Raw genomic sequence first — 21,768 nt, 5'->3', positions numbered from 1 at the left:
AAACAATGTTTTGACGTGGTCCTTCGTGGTCGCATTAGGTGGTTTCCTTTTTGGGTTTGACACTGCCGTAATTTCAGGAGCAGAAAGAGCTGTACAGATTTATTGGAATTTGAGTGAGTTTCAGCACGGGCTAACCATGGCTATCGCTTTAATAGGTACAGTCGCGGGTGCCGCGTTAGGCGCATGGCCATCCGACAAGATCGGCCGTAAGAATACCCTATTCATTATTGCAGTACTTTATTTCTTTGCTGCGATAGGTACGGCGTTAGCGACCGATTGGTCGATATTTATCCTGTTCCGTTTCTTGGGAGGGATAGGGGTAGGGGTGTCCTCGGTGACTGCACCTATATATATATCGGAAATATCCCCGGCAAAATCACGCGGCAAGCTAGTTGGTCTTTTCCAGTTTAATGTGGTATTCGGGATTCTAATTGCTTATTTATCCAATTACCTGATTGGGCAGGGAGGCGAAGAGTCATGGCGTTGGATGTTAGGCGTACAGGCATTTCCGGCCGCTTTATTCTTTGCGCTGATTTTCTTGGTGCCAGAGAGTCCTCGTTGGTTATTGGTAAACCGTAATAAAAAAGCGGAAGCTGAGTCCATATTGAAGTGTATAGATCCTTCCACTTATGAGCAGGAATTAGAATCTATTTCGCAGAGCCATGCCCGATCGCTGGCGGCAAACAAGAAGGAAAGCCTTTTCTCAAAAGAATACCGTACCCCGGTTATATTGGCGGTTCTTTTTGCTGTATTCAATCAGGTCTCTGGGATTAATGCTATTATTTACTACGCACCAAGGGTATTCGAAATGGCTGGTTTGGGAGCCCAGAGTTCCCTGTTGTCTACGGTAGGGATCGGCATCGTCAATTTTGCATTCACGTTGTTGGCTTTGAATTTTATTGATAAGGTAGGTCGTCGTAAGATGATGTTGATCGGTTCATTCGGTTTGATTGCATCTTTAGCATTAGTATCCGTTTCGTTCTATTCAGGTCAGACAGACGGTATATTGATCTTAGTTTATCTGATGATCTACATTGCTTTTTTTGCATTTTCACAAGGTGCTGTGATCTGGGTGTTTATCTCCGAAATATTTCCCAACGAAGTCCGGGCTAAAGGCCAGACATTAGGTAGTCTGACACATTGGGTTATGGCCGCCATTATTACCTTTTTCTTTCCGGCATTAACTGAATTGCTCGGTGGAGGTAACACGTTTATGGTCTTTGCCGGGTTTATGGTGCTTCAATTACTGTTCGTGTGGAAGATGATGCCCGAAACCAAAGGAAGAACATTGGAAAGTATGGATCGCACAATTAATTTACACTAAGATAAGGAAGGAGTATATGATGTCGTATAAAGCCGTTTGTTTTGGAGAAGTATTATGGGATAATCTTCCCACAGGAAAAAAATTAGGCGGGGCCCCGCTGAATGTATCTTATCATTTGAACCGCTTGGGCGTATCTACGGCTATGTTGACGCGTATTGGCGAAGACGAAAATGGCCAGGAAATCGAAGCATTGTGCAGGGATCTCGGTGTGCCCACAGCCCTGTTTCAAAAGGATGATGTATACCCGACTTCTACCGTAGAGGTACAGATTGGTGAAGACAAAGAAGTACATTACGAAATTGTCTTTCCTGTGGCCTGGGATTTCATCCAGACGGATGCGCAAGGATTGGATATGGTGAAGAATGCCGATTTCTTTGTGTTCGGAAGCCTTTCTTCCAGAAATGAAGTATCGTATGATACGCTTATCCGACTATTGGAAGTGGCTAACTTTAAGGTTTTCGATGTCAATCTGAGAACACCTTTTTACACGGAAGAACGGGTATTGGAATTACTCTCCAAAGCAGACTTGGTCAAGATGAACAAGGCCGAACTGCAGAAGATTTCTTCCTGGACAAATTTGGATATGGAGCGTGACGTCGAGCGGGTATGGGCTCTGATGGATATCTACCAGTTGCAAGAAGCAGTGATCACCTATGGTGCGGAAGGTGCGGTATATTATTCAAAATCCTTGGAACTTGTGTATCATTTTCCTGCATATCGCGTGGAGATCAATGACACGATTGGCAGTGGTGATTCTTTTTTGGCAGCGTTCCTAACCAAACGCTTTCAAACTGCCGAAGAGTTGTTGATTGAGGACGTCATGGATTTTTCAGCGATGATCAGTGGATTTGTAACACAGAGCAGTGGTGCTTGTCCGCCTTATGATCAAAACGATATTATTCGCTTTCAATGGCTTAATCCATTATACAAAGCGAAATATTGATAATAAACTTAAATTTCTATTCATTTATAAACCACCAATTTTATGATTACAAAAGAGAATGCGATACTGCTCTTTTCCATGCTCCTATTGTCCTTGTCTGGCTTTGCCCAACAGGCAATGCTTCGGGGAAGAGTCATGGACAGCAGTACAGGAACTCCGATAGCTGGAGCGTCATTGGCGATTACGGGCACGCAGCAAAAAGCCCAAACAAATGAAAATGGAGAGTTTAACATTGCCCTTAGCGGAAGCAATCCCTCGATAGAAATATCCTATATCGGTTATGAAAGTCAGATAGTTAGGGTCAATAGCCAATCGTTTTTGGAAATTCTTTTGGTTAGTGCGCAGGAGAGTTTGGACGAGGTCGTAGTGACAGGGTATCAGACAGAAAGAAAAAAGGATCTCACCGGGTCAGTTAGTGTTGTGAATGTTAGTGAGATCATGAAATCCGCTGAAAACAATCCGATGAAAGCGATGCAAGGGCGTGTCGCCGGTATGACAGTAACGGCCGATGGTAATCCCAGCGGCGCAGCTACAGTCCGCATGCGCGGTATCGGTTCGATAAATAGTAGTCAGGATCCTCTTTATGTGATTGACGGTGTGCCCAGCCAAGGGGGGATGCACGAACTGAATTCAAATGATATCGAGAGCATACAGGTACTTCGCGACGCTTCTTCTGCCAGTATCTACGGTTCGCGGGCAGCCAACGGGGTAATTGTCGTTACTACAAAAAAGGGTAAGCTAGGTGCGCCAAAACTGACTTTTGACTCTTATCTCACCAGTACATATTTTAATAACCAGATGGAGGTGCTTAATGCACGAGAATACGGACAAGCACTTTGGCGAGCGAATGTGAATGGAGGGGCAAATCCTAACTCGAACAATATAGGTTACTATTTTGATTGGGGATATGACAGCAATGGCCTCCCACAGCTTAATAACACGTATCTATCAAAGTATTTAGATTCTGAAAGAACCATGTACGCATCAGATACCGACTGGTTTGATGAGATATCGAAAACAGGCCTTATACAGTCGTATAATGCCTCTCTTAGTTCGGCAACTGACAAAGGAAGCTCCTTTTTCTCGCTTGGATACTTAAACAATGACGGCACACTCAAACATACTAATTTCAACCGTATATCAGCACGTATGAACACAGACTACAAGTTGTTTGACGGAAAGCTGGTTGTTGGAGAAAACTTTACATTGAACAAGACCGGAGAAGTACAGGTGCCTGGTGATGTGCTTGATCTTTCCTTAAAGGCTTTGCCGATGATACCTGTACACACTATTGACGGAGAGGGATGGGGTGGCCCTGCGCAAGGGATGAATGACCGCCATAACCCGATGCGTTTATTATATGACAACCGGAATAACGCTTACAATTACTGGCGCTTGTTCGGAAACGTATACGCTGACGTACAGATTATTGAAGGGTTGCATATACGCAGTAGCTATGGTGTGGATTACGGTAACTTTTACAAACGTAATATGGAAGTGTCCTATCAATCGGGATTCTTGAATAACAATCGGACAGGTGTCAATATGGAACAGGCGCACTGGATGAAGTGGACTTGGTCCAATACAGCCAACTATAGAAAGACGATAGATAAGCATACGTTTGATATTTTAGGAGGTATAGAAATGAACCGTCAAAACGACATCACTTTTAATGCCTATACCTCTGGGGAAGGTGCGTTTGCTATTGAGACACCAGAATATATGTGGCCGGGCGTGAGTACGGGTACTGCTGCGGTAGGTGGTGGTGCTACAGGTTTTTCGCTATTGTCTTATTTCGGAAAATTAAACTATTCCTACAACGACCGTTATCTGGCTTCATTCACTGTGCGTCATGACGGTTCATCGCGTTTTGGTAAAAACAACCGCTTTGCTACGTTCCCTGCCGTAACCGCTGGATGGAGGGTTTCGGAAGAGAATTTCATGGAAAATACCAAGGGCTTCATTTCCGATCTGAAATTGCGTGTTGGTTGGGGACAGACTGGAAATCAGGGAATAGACAACTTGGCTACTTACGGACTTTTTGTGCCCGAATATGGCGTAGGTGACCCTACGTGGGTTATCATAGACGGAACAGCTTATGACATTTCCGGAGGCGGAACAGGGAGCTTGCCTTCCGGATATCGTAAAATACAGACCGAAAACGACGATCTGAAATGGGAAACAACTACGCAGACCAATATTGGATTGGATTTTGAACTCTTCGGACGTAACTTATATGGCTCTTTTGACTGGTATGTAAAAGAAACAAAAGACATGCTGATCAACCCTGCGTACATTGGGGTCGTAGGCGAGGGCGGATACCGTTGGGCCAATGGTGCTTCGATGGAGAATAAGGGATTTGACATTACAGCGGGTTTTAAAAACAATACGTCTTTTGGACTGGATTACGACATTACCGGTGTTTTTTCAACGTACAAAAATAAAGTCACCCACTTGCCCGAAGCCGTCGAGAACTCTTACGGTGGCCGTGCGGGAGATAATATAGTCGGTCGACCTTTAGGTTCTTTCTACGGTTATGTTACGGATGGCATCTTCCAAAACCAAGATGAGGTCGATGCTCATGTCAACCAAACAGGAAAAGGTATCGGGCGTTTACGCTATGTAAACGTAAACGATAGTGATAGCGAAATCAACGACCTCGACCGTACTTGGATAGGTACGCCGCATCCCGATTTCTCGTACAGCTTAAATATCGCACTCAAATATAGTGCATTCGATCTTTCGGTATACTTTCAAGGAGTGCAGGGACTAGATGTTGAAAATTGGCTGAAAAAGCAGACTGACTTTTGGAGTGTGGACGATGTAAATTCCAACAAGGGAACCCGTCTGTTGGATGCTTGGACGCCTCAAAACACAAGTTCTACTATTCCTGCTCTACAGACTACAAATAGCAACGACGAAGGCCGCTTTTCCACGTACTATATCGAAAACGGCTCGTATATGAAATTGCGTAACATCTCTTTCGGATATACATTACCGTCGGATATGGTGTCGAGGTGGAAGATGAGCAGATTGCGCTTTTACGTGAGCGGTCAGAATCTATTTACCGTAAAATCCAAGAACTTCACTGGTGTAGATCCTGAAAACGTAGGCTGGGGATATCCGATCCCTACGACATGGACTGCCGGATTGAACGTTTCATTTTAACCTTAGATTGTAAAAATTAAATCATCATATTATGAACGCATTTAATAAAATATTTACCTTTATTTCGTTGTCACTGTTATTGTCTGGATGCTCTGATTTCCTGAACGAAACACCGAACGGCGTATTGAGTGCCGATCAGGTAAACGATCCTGATAAACTACTTACGGCTACCTATTCAGCTTTGGGAAATGATCACTACGATGTACCACTTAGCCTTTGGCCGTACGGAACGGTACGGTCCGACGATGCCTACAAAGGCGGGTCCGGCCCTTCGGATATCCAGACTTTTCACTTTTTCGAAGTATCCAACAACATCCTACCGAATTTCGGAGAAGTCGACCGCCTATGGTTTCAGTGTTATGTCGCGATATCACGCGCGAACAACACGATTCGCGCTATACAAGAATCGGATAACTTGGCCAACAGGGAAGCAAAAATGGGCGAAGCAAGGTTTCTTCGGGGACATTTTTATTTTCTACTCAAAGTTTTGTTTAAATACGTCCCTTATGTAGATGAAAATAAACCGGTGGATGAATATGAATTGGTGTCCAATAGAGCACTAAGCAACGACGAGCTTTGGCAGAAGATTGTAGATGATTTTGAATATGCTACGGAGCATCTACCCCCTGTCCAGTCCGAAATAGGTCGTGCCAATAAATTTGCAGCGGCAGGTTATCTAGCCAAAACTTATTTGTACAAGGCTTACCGTCAGGACGAAGCTGAAAAACATGCTGTCACGAGCATCAATCAAGCAGATCTGCAGCAAGTACTGGAAAATACCGAGTTGGTTTTGTCCTCGGGACATACTTTGGAATCAGATTTTGCCTTTAACTTCTTGCCCGGAAGCTACGAAAACGGTAGTGAAGCTCTTTTTTCGGTGCAATATTCTAAAGATGACGGTACAAAATTTGGACGTGTCAACTTATCCGACTTGTTATCTGTACCTATGGGCGTGGGATGCTGTGATTTCAATAAGCCAAGTCAGAGCCTCGTCAATGCATTTCGTACCTCGGGTGACGGCCTTCCGTTGACAAATTACAACACGCTGAATGCCTATAGCACCTCTGAGAAGTATGATCCACGTCTTTTCCATACCGTTGCGATTCCGGGCTTGCCCTATAAATACAACAGCAACCGTATTTATGAGGAGAGCTGGAACCGTAATCCCGCCGAATACTCGGTGTATGCATCGTTGAAAGAAAATGTAGATCCCGATTGTGATTGTTTCGTGCCGATGGTGCCATTTTACGCAAATTCCAAGAACCGTATTGTGATCCGTTTTGCCGATGTATTGTTGATGCGGGCAGAAGCTTTGATCGAGCTAGGGCGGCATTCCGAAGCTTTGCCGCTTATTAATGAGCTTCGCACTCGGGCTAAAAACAGTCTGGCCCTTACGGGGTATGCTTCGGGCGAATCCCGTATCGAAACCTATCAAGACGGTATAAATATCACATGGAGCCAGTCTACTGCCCGTCAGGCGCTACGTTGGGAACGTCGGCTGGAACTGGCCATGGAAAACGGTCGTTTCTTTGATCTGGTACGCTGGGGGAATGCGGGACAGGCGATGAATGAATACTACGGAGTAGAAAGGACACGGAGGTCTTATTACGCTAATGCTCAGTTCGTGACCGACAAACACGAGTATCTGCCCATCCCCGAAGCACAGATTACCTTGAGCAAATACCTGTATAAACAAAATCCGGGTTACTAAAATTGAGTCAATAAGAATGCAGAAAAATTAAAATCTAATTTTATGACAACATTAAAGAATATAAGTCTGGTGCTGATCACGCTTTTTGCCTGTATCACCACAGCCTGTAAGGATGAGACAAGCGACCCTTTGGTACTTGACTCTGATGTAAATATCACATCTTTTGCGGTAAACGGTGCAGAAGGTGTTGTGGACAATGAGGCTGGTACAATTACCGTGTTCGTGCCAGCTGGCACCAACCTGGCAGCGGTATCCCCCGTTATTACGTTGCCTGCAAATGCCACGATAGCCCCCGCCTCAGGCGTTGCTCAGAACTTTACCTACTCGGCCACTACGCCGATCGAATACCGCGTATTCAACGGCAATCTCTATACTACCTACAAGGTGACGGTCAAGGAGATCAAAGCAGAGATTACTTCGTTTAGGATCGGAGGGCGAACCGGTATCGTTAATCAAAGCGAAAAAACGGTGTTGATATATTTGCCCGAGAGTACGGACGTCACAGCGTTGAGCCCTGTCATCGCATATACCGAAGGAGCGGCAATATCACCCGATCAAGGTAGTTATGTGGATTTCACTTCGCCTGTCACGTATACACTGACCTATCAAGGAGAGAGGTTTACATACACGGTAACGGTGATGTTAGGTGACGAACCTATACTTCCTTTGGTGCTGTATAATGGCGAAGATGTCATGCGGCAGTGGGCTCAATTGGGCGGAGGGCCAGTTGATAGCAGTACACCTAATCCAAAGACAGGTGGTATCAACACCACGGACTTCTGTGCTTCTTTTGAAAGGAATGCGAGTACCGGAGAAGGGTGGCATGGCGGTGCACTATGGAATGAAAATAAAGTGAATGTCGATCCTGCAGAATATAGCCGTTTTTCACTTATGGTACTCAAACAGGTTGCAGGCGATGTACAGCTGGAAATACAGGCCGACGGTGAAACTGACAAAGCCTGGTTGAGAGCTTGGTACTCCGAAGAACATCTAGGCCAATGGCAGGAGCTGATCTTCTATATCCCGGCCGACCGTACCGCGATCATTAGCAATATTCTTGTGATGCCGCACGAACATGCAAATGGACAGCCGGTAGCTTTCCCGACGCAGCGGATGTATTGGGATGAACTGAAGGCGCTGCCAAAAGAGTAAAATATGATATCATGACGAGGGGGGCGACGAAGTAATCTGATGAAGTGGCTAAATGCTTTCTTCAGATTGCTTCACCGTTCTACCAAGGGATTGTGATGACAATATCGGGATACACACATAAATGCGTATATTCCTTTTCTAAAAAACAAGTAGAATGAAATACATAATGAAACAGCCCATGTATATATTCCCATTAGTGATGTTGTTGCATATCATATCCGGATGCAGCAGCGAAAAAGATACCGTGGTGCCCGATGACGACAATCCATCGGTGGATATGTCAACGACATGCAGAAGCCCTGAAGAGACTGGCCTTTATCAGACTTTTTACAAACCCCAACACGGGTATGTGGGGGATCCTATGCCTTATTATAATACTGATGATAATAAATTCTATCTCTTTTATCTTTATGAAAATGCAAATAAACACCCCATCTATCTTACTAGAACGAATGATTATGCTACGTTTGACGGATTTATGGAGGTGCTTCCCGCCGGTGCGCCGGGCAGTCAAGAAGAATGGATCGGTACCGGAAGTTTCATCAAAAAGGACCATGTATATTATTGTTTCTATACAGGTCACAACGGAAATCTAAGTCCTGCCGAAAAAGTCATGTTGGCGACATCTGCTGATCTATTGAACTGGACGAAGCAGCCTACTGCGACATTTCAGGCCTCAAATGGCTACGATCAAAATAATTTTCGCGATCCGCACGTCTATTGGGACGATACGCGTAATAGTTATGTCATGCTTGTTACCACGCGGAAAGATGATCAAGGTGTTATTGCCCGCTATACATCAACTGATTTGACTAATTGGTCGCAGATCGAACCTTTGGTGGCGACGAGTTCCAACAACCCAGGAGTTTACGAAATCGAAACTGATGCTGAAATTCTGGAGTGTCCGGATATTTTTAAGATCGGTAGTAAGTGGTACCTTACTTTCTCCCGGATCAACCGAGACGAACATCGCAAAACGTTTTATCGCATTGCCGATTCACCAAATGGACCTTGGAAGATATGCAGGGACGCAAGCGGACATCATGAAACGTTTGATGGGCTCTATATGTATGCTGCCAAGACTGCAAGTGATGGCAATACGCGATACCTTTCCGGTTGGGCATCTACCGGCCAGACCGTAAACAGTAATAACGAGCTCCATTGGTCTGGATCACTGATTACGCATAAGCTGGTCCAACAGCCCAGCGGGAAATTATATCAGCTATCCCGGATGCGGTAGATGCGAAATTCAGCTCTCGCCTACCTCTTGCCAAAATAACATCGGAAGGAACTGTATTAGGTGACAATGGGTCGTATATCGTCACCGCCCAATCATCATCCAGAAGTTATGCCTTATTTAACAGGAATACTTCGCCTGTCAAGATATCGATGACGATCGACGCTTCGCAATCCGACCAATTCGGATTTTCATTCGGAGTCTGTGGAGATTTGTCCGAGATCTATTCGGTATCGTTCGATTTGACGTCTTCCGGTCGTTGGGGCATGCCATCTGTATTCATGCATCAAGAAGCGAAAAACACAGGTACATCTGTTACCAACAAAGCAGAACTTAATTTTACGCCGCTTGTTGTACCGTCTAACAAAGTGTTCGATGTGAAGATTGTGATGGAGAAATCCTTGTGCATTGTCTACATAAATGATCAGGTTGCTTTTACGAATCGTATCACGAAAATGAACCAAAATCCTTGGACTATCTTTGCTGATAAAGGAACAGTTAAGGTAAGTGGTCTAACCGTCGAGAAGGCTTCTTAGGAATGATGGATGAATTTGGAAAACCCGAACAAAAGCTTGATGACAGGCGTTGTGTATGTAGGGATCCCATAAATTGAATACTAAAAGATAGCATGAATAACCCTTTTGTACGATAAATCAATTATAAAATGAACAAAAACATGAGAAAGACATTTGCAGTAGCTGTATTTGCGATGAGTTTGATGGCCTGTGGTGGTCAGAAAAGCGATGATAATGCAGAGGTGGTCCAGGATAGTTTGGAACTCTACCGCCCGGCGTATCACTTTTCACCGGATAGTGGCTGGATGAATGACCCGAACGGTCTTGTCTATTTGGATGGCGAATACCACCTGTTTTTTCAGCACAACCCAGATTCTACTGTTTGGGGCCCCATGCATTGGGGACATGCCATCAGTAAAGATTTGATCCATTGGGAAGAGCAGAAAATCGCTCTCTATCCTGATTCTTTAGGAACAATTTTTTCGGAAGCGCTGTCGTAGACAAAAGCAATACAGCGGGTTTCGGAGAGAATGCCATGGTAGCGATCTTTACGCATCATAACCAAGCTATTGAACACGAAAAAACGGGGCTTCACCAGTACCAGAGCATTGCCTACAGTACCGATAAGGGTCGTAGCTGGACGAAATACGAAGGGAATCCGGTACTGCCTAATCCCGGTATATGGGATTTTCGAGACCCCAAAGTTTTCTGGCATGAAGGCAGTTCACAATGGGTGATGGTATTGGCGACCAAACAAACCATTAGTTTTATACTTCGCCTAATTTGAAAGAATGGTCGCACTCCGGCGAATTTGGAGAAGGTGTTGGCGCGCACGGTGGTGTATGGGAGTGTCCAGATCTGTTGAAGTTCTCTACTTCCGAAGGTGACAAATGGGTGCTTATCGTCAGCCTCAATCCCGGAGGTCCGAATACCGGTTCGGCAACGCAATATTTTGTTGGAGATTTTGATGGCAAGGCATTTACCTCTACCCAAACGGATACCCGTTGGATGGACTATGGACCGGACGATTATGCAGGCGTCACGTTTTCTAATGTAGGAGAACGCCATATCTTGGTGGGCTGGATGAGCAATTGGGAATATGCCAATGTCGTACCTGCTTCAAAATGGAGAAGTGCCATGACGATTGCCCGTGAACTTTCTTTGAGTAAGGTCGCTGACAAGTGGATTCTGGCCTCTGAACCGGTAAAGGAACTGCAAAGCGTTACATCGCCGATAAACCTTGACACGGAAACCTTAAAAACGGACTCCATAGAGGTCGGAAGTCAGTTTAGGTTGGCATTCTCCGCAGATCAGCGGGCTGATTTCGAGTTTACCTTAGCAAATGCGCAGGGAGACAAACTGCTATTTGGTTATAATAAAGGTAAGAACGAATACTATATCGACAGGAGTAAGGCCGGACATGTGGCATTCAGCGAAAGGTATGTACAGCGAGCTGTGGCGCCAAGGGCTTCTAAAGAGGACAACCTGGAGTTCACCGTGTTGGTGGATCGCAGTTCAATCGAACTATTTGCAGATCACGGTACGACAAATTTAACCAGCTTATTTTTTGTCGATCAGACACTGACACGTCTGCATCTAAAAACAGCTGTTGGAATCAAAAACCTTAAGGTAGAAAAAATACCACAAACGGTAGGTAAGCGTTAAGTAAAAGTCTAAGGGGGGCTGTCTGCTACATTTGCTTGTGAGCAATATAGCAGACAGCCCCCCTTAGACTTTTGCGGTCAGGCGACTTTTAGGGGTTGGGTGTGGAAATTTTTCAGATTTAGGAAAAAACCTCTGTTTTCGGTCATTCCATAGCGAAACATATTCCACAACAACGAACAACCCATTTGTGCCAATGTTGCATTGATTGTTAGACCATCAATTTATAAACTACTGTATAGTAACGGATTTAGCCGTTTTGCTTAATTTTGCTTTTTACTAATCTTTTTTTGATAAAATTATACAAGCATTATTAACCGTTGTGGGGGATGTCTCTTGTTATGAGCTGTTCAAAAAACAACAATGAACCAAATCCAATTGACAATTCAAAATTGCATGAACTGAAATTTACAGTTAGTGGTTTTAATGAATCCCATATACCCATGGACAGCAAAGCTGCAACTTCGAGTTCTACTGCAGCAAGTCCAATTAATAATATTCTGTATGTTTTGCTTGACAAAGACTTACTACCCATAGATACATTAATGAGACCTGTAAAAGGTTCAGCTAGTTCACTAAGCTTGAAACTTCCAAATGGAGATTATACATTGAGAGCAGTAGGTTTTGACAATAGTAATACACATTCATTGTATACAAAATATCAATCGGTATTCACAAGATTTATAGAAAAAGAAATATTTAAAATTAAAGATTACGATATAAGTGATGTTTTTATTTTAAACAAATCTTTTAAAGTATCAAAAGATTCCACATATTCTAAGTTGGCTTTAAAGAGAATAACTTCAAAAATTGAATTAAACATTTTAGATAAAATCCCAACAGAAGCTTCTTATATAGAAATTGCAACAAATTCCAGTTCAAGTTTTTACACACTATCAAAAGATTTAAAAGATAATATTACCTATCCGTATAACACAGATTTTGTGAGCAACGTGATAGACATTAGTTCTCTGAGAACATTATCCAATCAAATAATTTCCTCAAATATCTTAACGATTGACCAAAAGTTCACAGAACAATTTGAAAGAACCTCACCTGTTAAAATAAATGTATTAGATAGTACAGGAAAGGTTATCTTAAGCAAAGAGATTTTAAATGTTCGTTTAATTCCTAATACAATTACAAGGTTATCAGGAAAGTTATTTGAGGATATAAACAAGGACAAAAATGAATCTTTTGCAGTTACAATTGATCAGAATTTCAATTCAAATGTAATCACTCAGACTTTTTAATATTATCCAATCGTAAATAGTTCATTGATTAAAGAACTTTATGCGCCAAAATAGCTTCTTGAGCTAAAGCTCAAGAATGACACATTCTTTTCATGTAAAATGGGCGAAATTGCGGATTAGAACATCGGTAAATCTCCGCTCTATTTCCTCAATTTCGCCCATTATTTAGATTATAAGGACTTTTTACCTCATCCTAAGATGAGTATCTTATTTATTTAATAACTCCGAGTTCTTTACCTACTTTGGTAAATGCTGCGATAGCCTTATCAATATGTTCTTTGCTGTGTCCTGCAGAGATCTGAACACGGATACGTGCTTTGTCTTTAGGTACTACAGGGTAGTAGAATCCGATTACATAAATTCCTTCATCCAACATTTTTGCTGCGAACTCTTGAGCTAATTTAGCATCATAAAGCATTACTGGCACGATTGGGTGGAAACCAGGTTTGATATCGAAACCGGCTTCGGTCATTTTTTCACGGAAATATTTGGTGTTATCTTCTAATTTGTCGCGCAATTCTGTTGTTTCGCTCAACATATCCAACACAGCTACAGAAGCACCTGCAATTGCTGGGGCTAAGGTGTTTGAAAACAAATAAGGACGCGAACGTTGGCGAAGCATATCAATGATTTCTTTGCGACCCGAAGTAAAACCGCCAGATGCACCACCTAACGCTTTACCCAATGTACCTGTAATAATATCAACACGGTCTATCACATTGAAAAGTTCATGTGTTCCACGACCTGTCTTACCAATAAATCCAGAACAGTGGGATTCATCGATCATCACCAATGCTTCATATTTATCTGCTAAATCACAGATTTTATCCAATGGAGCTACTGAACCATCCATTGAGAACGCTCCGTCAGTTACGATGATTTTATGTCTAGCTCCTGCAGCAGCTTTTAATTGTGCTTCAAGGTCTTCCATGTCAGCATTTTTATAACGGAATCGTTGAGCTTTACAAAGACGAACCCCGTCGATAATGGATGCATGGTTCAATTCATCGGAGATGATTGCATCTTCAGCACCTAATAAGGGTTCGAAAACACCACCATTGGCATCAAATGCTGCCGCATAAAGGATGGTATCTTCAGTTCCCAAGAACTTGGAGATGTTAGCTTCTAATTCTTTGTGGACATCTTGAGTACCGCAGATAAAACGTACCGAAGACATTCCATAGCCATGGCTATCGATAGCAGCTTTGGCAGCTTCGATAACTTTTGGATGTGACGATAACCCCAAATAGTTATTTGCACAGAAGTTGATCACTTCTTGGCCAGTACTGATTTTAATATCTGCTCCTTGTGGAGTAACAATAATGCGTTCTTCTTTGTATAAACCTGCGTCTTTAATTTCTGCAAGTTCCTTTTCAAGGGCTGGTTTTAGAGTTTTATACATAGTAATTCAATTTATCCGCAATAAAGATAACCTTTTTTTGGATGTCGAAACCACGAAAACGTTTGTCCAAAATGCATGAACGTTTCATAAAGAGCCCTATAAACAAAAAAAGGGCTTTAAAAAGCCCTTAATTTATTCCTATTTGATTCGTTTCCAGGTTTCACTTCGCCCGATGAGGCTGATTCCTATAAAACCTCGTATATCTAATTTATCATCTCCTTTTAGGGTCATCTTACAGCTGTAAGTTTTTCCCGATTTTGGGTCATAAATTTCGCCGCCTTCATAGGTTTTACCATTCTTGGTGAAATTGGTCAAAATCTCCGTGCCTTGGATATTTCTGCTTCTTAAGTCTGGGTTTGGATTTTTAACATCCTTCTTGGAGGATTCTTTTATCCAATAAAGTTTTCCGAAATACTTATTGTTCTTTTTGTAGATTTCTATGCGTCCTTCCCCACTTGGGTTCTCCCATTTTCCTAAGATCGGATCATTGCCTTGCGCAAATAATGCAATGGAAAATAATAGGGCACAGAATGTTGCAACTATTTGTCTCATAACCTTTGTGTTTAAAATTGTTGGTTCAATATACATAAATTATTCTATGTTAGCATAATAATTTTTTCGTTACGCCTTAAAATAACCATCATTCTGCACTTTATTGGCATTAATTTTGAACCCTTTTAATACACACAAATAATTTAAGTTATGAGGTTCATTATTAGTCTCTTGGTTACAGGTTTAGTTGTTGCACTTGCGTCTTGGGTCATTCCAGGGGTAACAGTTGCTGGATTCGGATGGGCCATCCTAACAGGATTGGTTATAGGTTTCGTGAATGCAGTTGTAGGTGGAATTCTACGATTATTTACTTTCCCATTAAATTGGTTAACATTTGGTCTTGTATCATTTATCATCACTGTTTTGATGATTATGTTGTCTGACAAAATTATGGGATCGAAATTTGACGTTGCTGGATTTTGGCCTGCAGTATTCTTTGCGATTGTAGTTGCCATTATCGAAATGATTATTGGAAGAATGGGCAGCGACAGCAAAAAATAAACAGAAAAACCTTATTGAAAAAACAAACTAAAAGCCGAGCATCGTAGCTGGGCTTTTTGTTTTTGAAAAAAAAATTGGGCCTAACCTATATTAGATTAGACCCAATCGTATAAAGAGAAATTAAAAGCTATTTTTTTGTTTTTTTCATCTTATTGATCCATATCATAACGCCTGTAACAGGCAATGAAGTAGCAATCAGACAAGATATAAAATAGAGTAGTTTTGTAAAATGGTCCATAAATATCTCCAATATGAAGTGCCTTTATGGATGCCGAAGCGCGTTCATTAAAAGGTTTCTCTCTGAAGATATCTTTTTCCAAAACCTCCCCTGAATATTGATCCAAAGTCAGTTTATCTCCTGCTGATGGCGCGAAGAATCCCACTCTGTTTTTGCTAACAGTAACGGTTCCTACACTATCTTTAGCAAAATTGATGGTGTAATCGCCATCATATGGAAGGATTTTGTTGACCGCCAATATTGTTTCTTCAATATTCAACGGATTTTTACCATTAGCCGGTAATGTGGAAAATACAGGTGCTTTTTCTTCTTTTGGAGCATCTGGAGATTTATAAGTTCCCCAAGTTTTTTGCCATCCTGCACGGTACCATTCAAAAGACCAGAATGGTCCTGTAACTGCCATCAGGAATAAAATAATACAGCTGTAAAATCCTAATGTATTGTGCAGATCATGGTTTAACCGTTTCCAGTTTGCACTCCAACGGATGTTCAATCCATTCTTCCATGATCTCATTTTATTTGGGAACCAAATTACAATTCCTGTTATTACCCCAAAAAGAAACAATAAAGTCGCAGTACCCGTAATCCAAGAACCTAATTTCCTATTTTCGATGCCTTCAAAGATTGGCTCTTCGATTTCATTCAACATTAACCATCTATGCAGGCTGAACATTTTCTGCATAAAATCAGCAGTTTTAGTTTTTACATCGCTAGGATCGCCAATAATCTGCCCAGAATAAGGATTTACTGCCAATTGATTAGCTCTTGGACCACGGCCTCCACCGGGGCCTCCAGCACCTCTTTGGCCTCCTTGAGGTCCTTTTACCTCAGAAGGTTTTCCTTGTTCAGCATTTGGTTTTGTTCCTTCAACTTTCTTTTCCGGTTCAGTTTCAGCCTTAACATTTGGGATAGCCTCTGTTTTAGCTTCTTTCCCCTCTTCGGATTTACCTTCTCCTGCGCGTTCTTTCCCTTGTTCAGGACTTTTTAACTCGTTTGACCCTTTTCTTTCTTCACGACCCCTACCTTCAGCTGAACCTTTTCCTTCACCTTCTTTTTCCTTTTTATTGTACAAGAACATGGTTGGCGCATTGTCTGCATAAGGAACTTTTACGCCTACGATTTTACCCTTTACTTCAGGCTGAACCGCAGCTAAAAGCTCATCAGCATTCTTTTTTTGACCCTCAACCTTTACTTTATTGAATTCCGGTTGTGCCCAGGCTCTAATTTCAGTATTATAGGTATATATAGTACCAGTAATACAGACCACAAAGACCACTATTCCTGAAATCAATCCTCCCCATAAATGGATGTCGTTGAAGAACTTTCTCACCTTCATCCATGTTGTCGTTTTCTTTACTCTTTTACTCATCTCTCTCTTTATACTAATTTTTTTAAATCAAAAATCAGGTGAGCAAGAATTTGCTCACCTGAAAGAATATTTTAGAAGAGTTCTGTTAATAAACTCCGATATATTGGTTACCTGTTTTATTAATAAGTTTTGCTCCAACAGCCATATCTCCCGTTTTTCTGTTGAATACATAGATATTTCCATCTTTTCCTACAGGTGCAATTGCAATAAACACATCATCACCTTCTAAAGAAATATTTTGGATCTGACGGAATTTCAATTCATCTTCATTAGGAATTGTATATTTTTTCGCGGTATTGTTTTTCAGGTCAATTCTTGCGATATACCCACCTTTTCCTGCAATATTGTAAACTACAAACCCGATTCCATCTCCAACATATTTCCAAGTTTCGATGTAAGAATCTTTAACTCCTAAAGCTTGGTCCAAACTGAAAGCAAATGAATTGTCGTAATCGTTCGTAGCAGAGCTTATTCTTAAGATTTTTGAACCACCATCTCCTGCTGCTTCACCAGATGTTGCCTGATACACATGTCCGTCTGTGCCTACATATTGCATAGTACTTCTGTATCCATTCGTATTACCTCTGGTTTTGTTTGATGTAAGAACTTTAGGGTTAGTTAATGAAGGGTAATCTAAAACCAATGTTTTAGCCCAGCTTTTTTGTCCCGTTCTATCTTCTGACCATGTTGGTTTGCCATCCGTTCCTATGGTGAATGAAGATTTGTTATCCATGGTTACTGCAGCACCAATAAACACCTTATTTCCAGCTTTGTTGATTACAGGAACATCGATTCTGCTTACGTAGTATCCTTTTTCAATTTCTTCTGGAGTTAATTTCAATTCATAAGAAGTGGTTTTAGTAATTTGAGGGTTATTCAAATCCAAAGAAATAACGTCAATTTTCGAAGATCTTTCTTTATACACAAACTTTGGTTTCTCTCCTGTAAAAACTACATCATTTCCTGTTCCTCTAACTGCTACACCAATTCCTTCAGCAGCTTTTAACCAGCGTGGTGATGTGCTAACATAGATTGCAGTTTGCACTTCTGGTCCTTCAGGAACTAAATTCTTACCACCGCGCACTCTATATTTTTGGAACATACCACCATCATCACCTGTATATTGAATATTGTAAAGGTATTTACCATCAGAAGATGCTTGCAGACGAGCTGTTCTTGATGATTTCACGTGCTGTCCTTGGTCAAAAACATTAACCGAGAATGCAGGGTTTTTTACGTCTTCGAGTTTCATGGCAAAAACCATGGTTCCTGCATTTCCATCACCTGGTTCTGTATCCATTAAAGCTCCAGAAACAGTTACCCAACGAACATTGTCTTCATTTTCAGTAACTGGCCCACTATCTTTGGTACAACTTGAAAAACTTATAGTTGAAACGACTGCACCTATTAGGGCAAACTTTAGCATGTTCATTTTCATTGTAAAAAAATTTAAGAGTAATTATTATATATTATTAATTGAGTAATTCAGCTTTAGATAAAGTCCACGACCAGGTTTTTGAACCCCAAAATTGTCATAGATTTCCGCGTTGAAAACATTCTTGACATCTAATGCCAGAATTATTTTCTTGCTAGGGAAAACATAGCTCATACCTAGATTTTGAGCATATTGAGCTGGAGTAACAAACCATTCTGAATCTGGCCATACAGTACTGAATGGTGCAACATAGCCAATGTTGTAAAACAAGTTCAATTGAGATGATTTTTGAATCAAATTATCCAAGCGGTAATGAACATTTCCATTCATGGTGTAGAATGGTTCATTCGGGATCTGTTTATTATAGTAGGTCATTTTTTGGCCTGTGCTTTCATCAAATTCTTGTTTGAATAGTGAATTGAATTTCGAGAAATTGAACATCACCGTGAGATTATCTTTATGAGCATAAGTCAATTCTCCTTCGAACCCTACTGATTGAGAAAGCCCTAAGTTAATATACTGAGTCAATTCAATCTCCTGATTGTTGATCAATTCATTTGCTTTAGGCATAATCCGGTCCTTAGTATTTCTCCAGAAAACATTTGTCCCTAGTGAAATCTTGTGATTATCGAACTGATAAGTTCCTAATCTAAATCCAGCATTGTAGTTATTACTGATTTCCGGAGATATCCCTGGATTTGCCAACACATTATCTTCTGGGCTTCCAAAAGTTTCCATGTCTACAGGCATACGGACAGCTCTTTCAGCAGAAGCCAATAATATTACACGATCAAATAACCTATAAGAAGCAGCAAGTCCATAACCCGTATTCGTTCTATTGTCCTTCATTTCGTCCTTGACAATAACAGTTTGGTCATTTTCAATAATACTTCGGAAAATATTACTACCAATCGACTGCTGGTAAATTTTATAGAATAAATTTGTAGTAAGTTTATTATTTAGGGTTTGAGCCTCGTAGTTAAATGAAATTACATTTTTTGCTAGGTCGTTTGAACTATTAATACCAGTGTTTCCGTCCTTAATCAACAAATTCTTATCCTTCCGGGCTACGGAATAGAAAACATGGTTCACGGACAATCTATGTCCTGAGAATATGTCATAACTTAAATTTGTACGGATATTAGTTACCTGACGGTCAATGTCAGTCATTGAAGGTTTCCCTTGCTGAGCGCCATCAAGTGTCCGTATAGGATTCCCATTTAAATCGAGACGGATTTGTCCATCCCAGTTGTATGCCCAAGGCACAGTATCAAGATATTTGTATTTCTAAAACTGTGAACTGCATTAGTTGACAATCCTAGGCCAGGAATTAATAGATCCTTTTTGTTATATGTTAAGCTTAATACATTGGCACTTGCTTCTGATGTTCTTCCCATATAGGGTGTACCCATCGTTTGTCCATGTTGTATTTCGTTATATGAATCAGAGATATTATAACCTAAGAAAAAAGCATCTGCCCATTTTACATCAGTGAATCCAGCTTCAAATCTTCCTGACAATTCTCTATATCCATCAAAAAATCTTTTGGTTCTATAATTACGCTGAACGACACCATTAGGCTCGATATACTTAGAAAACTTACCCCATATTTCATAATCATTGTCGGTATTCAAAAAACTTCCAGAAACTCGGGTTGTAAACCCAGATTTTGGATTTCTATACAATCCACTTACATCCGCCTGTGAAGTATTAAAAGACCGTAAGAAATTGATGCAGACAAGTTATTTGTTGAAGTACCTTTTTTGAGTACGATATTAATTGCTCCTCCTAATAGGTCGCCTGTTAAATGTGCAGGCAATACGCCTTTATACACCTCTATGCGTTCAATCATGGCTGGAGGAATATTATTAAGGTTGAAGGAAGATCCATAGGTTGAAATTTCAATGCCATCAATAAATATTCCTACTGAGCGACCCGTCCATTCCATTCAGATTATATTGCACTTCAGAACCAAGGCCTCCACTCTGGCGAACTCTTACTCCTACAGTTCGATCCAGCAATTCATTGGTTTGAATATTCCTTGTAGAAGCTTCTTTAGTTTCAATTACATTTACAGCAAAACCCTTTGTTTCAATTTGTCTTTTTACGGAATTGCCCTGTACCCTTACTTCATCTAAGCTGATATCTCCTCTAGGATCGATATGAATATGAAGATCGTAAGTTGGCTTATTGACTTCTAACGGAAGCTTTTTGGATTTGATTTCGACAGATGTTACCAAGATGGTTTGTTTACCATATGGCACTTGTTCTAATTTATAAAGACCTTGATCGTCAGAAACTGATACGATCTTTGTTCCTTCTATACGGATTGTTGCTTTTGAAACAGGTGTTCCATCTAATAAATGAACCTTTCCAGTGATCGTAGACTGCTGTGCAAACAGCAAGGTAGTGATCAATAAAAATAAGTTGGTAAGGCAAAAATGTTTCATTATTCCAGATTAATGTACTAATTTTGATTTTCTTTAGAACAAGTCTAAATAAATACTGCTGCAAATGTAGAATTATTCTAAATAGCAAAATGACGCAATCGGAAAAAAAAGCTACGCAATCGGAAATTTTAACTAAAAAGAACAATGAATTATCTGCCAATATGCTCGAATTGGGCACATTGATGTATTTCACTGTGCTTAAAGGAAGGCAACGGTTTAGCTTTATTTCACCTATTGAAGGCTATTTAAATTTATTGGTCCTAGAGGATTCTGCCAATTGCGGACTACAGATTCAGCAGAATTCTTACCTCTTACAGTCAGGGGAGAACATGCTGATTCACATGAATAAGGGAGATCATTTTGATTTGAAAAGCATCTGTCTAGACAATAGAATCCTGTTGATGCTTATTCCAAGTGATAAACTCTTAGCTTTCCATAATAAATACGTTGAGGATCAGCAGCGCTTTCTGCATGGCCTATTGACCAAATCTGATGGAAGAATTTCTTTATCGTTAAATCAGGTTTTTGATTTATATGAAGCTGATTCATATTTAAATCAGCTTAAGATTCAATCATTATTGCTGGAGGTTATCATTCATCAAGTAGAGAGCTTGTATGTTGAGAACGATAATAAAGAGATTATTTCCAATAAAAATCATTATGAAAAAAGATCCAAATGGCCAAAAAAGTTAATTGACGAGGATCTTTCGCAAAATCACACTATCACCGAACTTGCAAAAGCAGTAGGCACGAATGAACAGTATCTTAAAAAACACTTTAAGCAATACTACGGCAAGACCATCATGAGCTTATATTACGGAAATGAAAATGGAGCATGCCAAAAAAACTGATTCTT

Annotated in this window: 21 protein-coding genes; 13 read left to right on the top strand and 8 right to left on the bottom strand. The window is 40.9% G+C overall.

The window, feature by feature from the left end; translation table 11 throughout:
* Positions 1–10: 10 nt before the first annotated feature.
* From FGL31_RS00655 to FGL31_RS00615, 11 genes are all read left to right on the top strand, one after another.
* On the top strand, positions 11–1,324 hold the full coding sequence (locus tag FGL31_RS00655; protein ID WP_232046134.1) for a sugar porter family MFS transporter: 1,314 nt from the start codon (positions 11–13) through the stop codon (positions 1,322–1,324).
* Between the two features lie 16 nt (positions 1,325–1,340).
* Positions 1,341–2,267, top strand: a complete 927-nt coding sequence (locus FGL31_RS00650; RefSeq protein WP_138089403.1) for a carbohydrate kinase family protein — start codon at positions 1,341–1,343, stop codon at positions 2,265–2,267.
* 117 nt (positions 2,268–2,384) lie between these two features.
* Positions 2,385–5,435, top strand: a complete 3,051-nt coding sequence (locus FGL31_RS00645; RefSeq protein ID WP_232046132.1) for a SusC/RagA family TonB-linked outer membrane protein — start codon at positions 2,385–2,387, stop codon at positions 5,433–5,435.
* 31 nt (positions 5,436–5,466) lie between these two features.
* Positions 5,467–7,146 carry a RagB/SusD family nutrient uptake outer membrane protein gene (locus tag FGL31_RS00640; protein WP_138089401.1) on the top strand — a complete coding sequence of 560 codons (1,680 nt, stop codon included), beginning with the start codon at positions 5,467–5,469 and terminating at the stop codon, positions 7,144–7,146.
* Between the two features lie 42 nt (positions 7,147–7,188).
* The gene (locus tag FGL31_RS00635; protein ID WP_138089400.1) at positions 7,189–8,298 is read left to right on the top strand and encodes an SGBP N-terminal domain-containing protein; all 1,110 of its coding nucleotides are present in this window, start codon (positions 7,189–7,191) and stop codon (positions 8,296–8,298) included.
* A 277-nt stretch (positions 8,299–8,575) separates the two neighbouring features.
* Positions 8,576–9,538 carry a family 43 glycosylhydrolase gene (locus tag FGL31_RS00630; protein WP_171017496.1) on the top strand — a complete coding sequence of 321 codons (963 nt, stop codon included), beginning with the start codon at positions 8,576–8,578 and terminating at the stop codon, positions 9,536–9,538.
* Positions 9,511–10,071: a glycoside hydrolase domain-containing protein gene (locus FGL31_RS00625; RefSeq protein ID WP_138089398.1), complete on the top strand. Its 561-nt coding sequence runs from the start codon at positions 9,511–9,513 to the stop codon at positions 10,069–10,071. The genes FGL31_RS00630 and FGL31_RS00625 overlap by 28 nt, the downstream gene beginning before the upstream one ends.
* 140 nt (positions 10,072–10,211) lie before the next feature.
* Positions 10,212–10,550 (top strand): hypothetical protein, encoded by a 339-nt coding sequence (locus FGL31_RS27265; RefSeq protein WP_197734043.1) that lies wholly within the window; start codon positions 10,212–10,214, stop codon positions 10,548–10,550.
* A gap of 35 nt (positions 10,551–10,585) precedes the next feature.
* Positions 10,586–10,837: a glycoside hydrolase family protein gene (locus tag FGL31_RS29515; RefSeq protein ID WP_394366110.1), complete on the top strand. Its 252-nt coding sequence runs from the start codon at positions 10,586–10,588 to the stop codon at positions 10,835–10,837.
* Positions 10,834–11,715, top strand: coding sequence for a glycoside hydrolase family 32 protein (locus FGL31_RS27260; RefSeq protein ID WP_197734042.1), 882 nt, complete (start codon positions 10,834–10,836; stop codon positions 11,713–11,715). Before FGL31_RS29515 ends, FGL31_RS27260 begins: the two co-directional genes overlap by 4 nt.
* A gap of 326 nt (positions 11,716–12,041) precedes the next feature.
* Positions 12,042–12,965, top strand: coding sequence for a hypothetical protein (locus FGL31_RS00615; RefSeq protein ID WP_138089397.1), 924 nt, complete (start codon positions 12,042–12,044; stop codon positions 12,963–12,965).
* 211 nt (positions 12,966–13,176) lie between these two features.
* On the opposite strand, the gene kbl is transcribed toward FGL31_RS00615, so the two are convergent.
* Complete coding sequence (gene kbl, locus FGL31_RS00610; protein ID WP_138089396.1) at positions 13,177–14,367, bottom strand: glycine C-acetyltransferase; 1,191 nt, start codon at positions 14,365–14,367, stop codon at positions 13,177–13,179.
* A gap of 138 nt (positions 14,368–14,505) precedes the next feature.
* Complete coding sequence (locus FGL31_RS00605) at positions 14,506–14,919, bottom strand: DUF2147 domain-containing protein (RefSeq protein ID WP_138089395.1); 414 nt, start codon at positions 14,917–14,919, stop codon at positions 14,506–14,508.
* Between the two features lie 150 nt (positions 14,920–15,069).
* Here FGL31_RS00605 and FGL31_RS00600 point away from each other — a divergent pair, with 150 nt between their 5' ends.
* Positions 15,070–15,420, top strand: coding sequence for a phage holin family protein (locus FGL31_RS00600; protein ID WP_099369341.1), 351 nt, complete (start codon positions 15,070–15,072; stop codon positions 15,418–15,420).
* Between the two features lie 149 nt (positions 15,421–15,569).
* On the opposite strand, the gene FGL31_RS00595 is transcribed toward FGL31_RS00600, so the two are convergent.
* The 6 genes from FGL31_RS00595 to FGL31_RS22895 all read right to left on the bottom strand — a co-directional run bounded on the left by FGL31_RS00595 (position 15,570) and on the right by FGL31_RS22895 (position 20,912).
* Positions 15,570–17,027, bottom strand: coding sequence for a PepSY-associated TM helix domain-containing protein (locus tag FGL31_RS00595; protein WP_138089394.1), 1,458 nt, complete (start codon positions 17,025–17,027; stop codon positions 15,570–15,572).
* A gap of 85 nt (positions 17,028–17,112) precedes the next feature.
* Complete coding sequence (locus FGL31_RS00590) at positions 17,113–18,465, bottom strand: hypothetical protein (protein WP_138089393.1); 1,353 nt, start codon at positions 18,463–18,465, stop codon at positions 17,113–17,115.
* Positions 18,466–18,489: 24 nt separating this feature from the next.
* Complete coding sequence (locus FGL31_RS22910) at positions 18,490–19,728, bottom strand: TonB-dependent receptor (protein WP_197734041.1); 1,239 nt, start codon at positions 19,726–19,728, stop codon at positions 18,490–18,492.
* The gene (locus FGL31_RS22905; protein WP_197734040.1) at positions 19,683–20,147 is read right to left on the bottom strand and encodes a hypothetical protein; all 465 of its coding nucleotides are present in this window, start codon (positions 20,145–20,147) and stop codon (positions 19,683–19,685) included. The genes FGL31_RS22910 and FGL31_RS22905 overlap by 46 nt, the downstream gene beginning before the upstream one ends.
* Before the next feature lie 5 nt (positions 20,148–20,152).
* Positions 20,153–20,410 carry a TonB-dependent receptor plug domain-containing protein gene (locus tag FGL31_RS22900; RefSeq protein ID WP_197734039.1) on the bottom strand — a complete coding sequence of 86 codons (258 nt, stop codon included), beginning with the start codon at positions 20,408–20,410 and terminating at the stop codon, positions 20,153–20,155.
* On the bottom strand, positions 20,373–20,912 hold the full coding sequence (locus FGL31_RS22895) for a carboxypeptidase-like regulatory domain-containing protein (RefSeq protein ID WP_197734038.1): 540 nt from the start codon (positions 20,910–20,912) through the stop codon (positions 20,373–20,375). The genes FGL31_RS22900 and FGL31_RS22895 overlap by 38 nt, the downstream gene beginning before the upstream one ends.
* Before the next feature lie 89 nt (positions 20,913–21,001).
* On the opposite strand from FGL31_RS22895, the gene FGL31_RS00580 reads away from it, so the two are divergent.
* Positions 21,002–21,763, top strand: coding sequence for a helix-turn-helix transcriptional regulator (locus FGL31_RS00580; protein ID WP_138089392.1), 762 nt, complete (start codon positions 21,002–21,004; stop codon positions 21,761–21,763).
* Positions 21,764–21,768 lie beyond the last annotated feature (5 nt).

Origin of the sequence: Sphingobacterium daejeonense (assembly GCF_901472535.1) — a bacterium.
Taxonomy (GTDB): Bacteria; Bacteroidota; Bacteroidia; order Sphingobacteriales; family Sphingobacteriaceae; genus Sphingobacterium; species Sphingobacterium daejeonense.
This window is presented reverse-complemented; position numbering and strand designations above follow the sequence as displayed.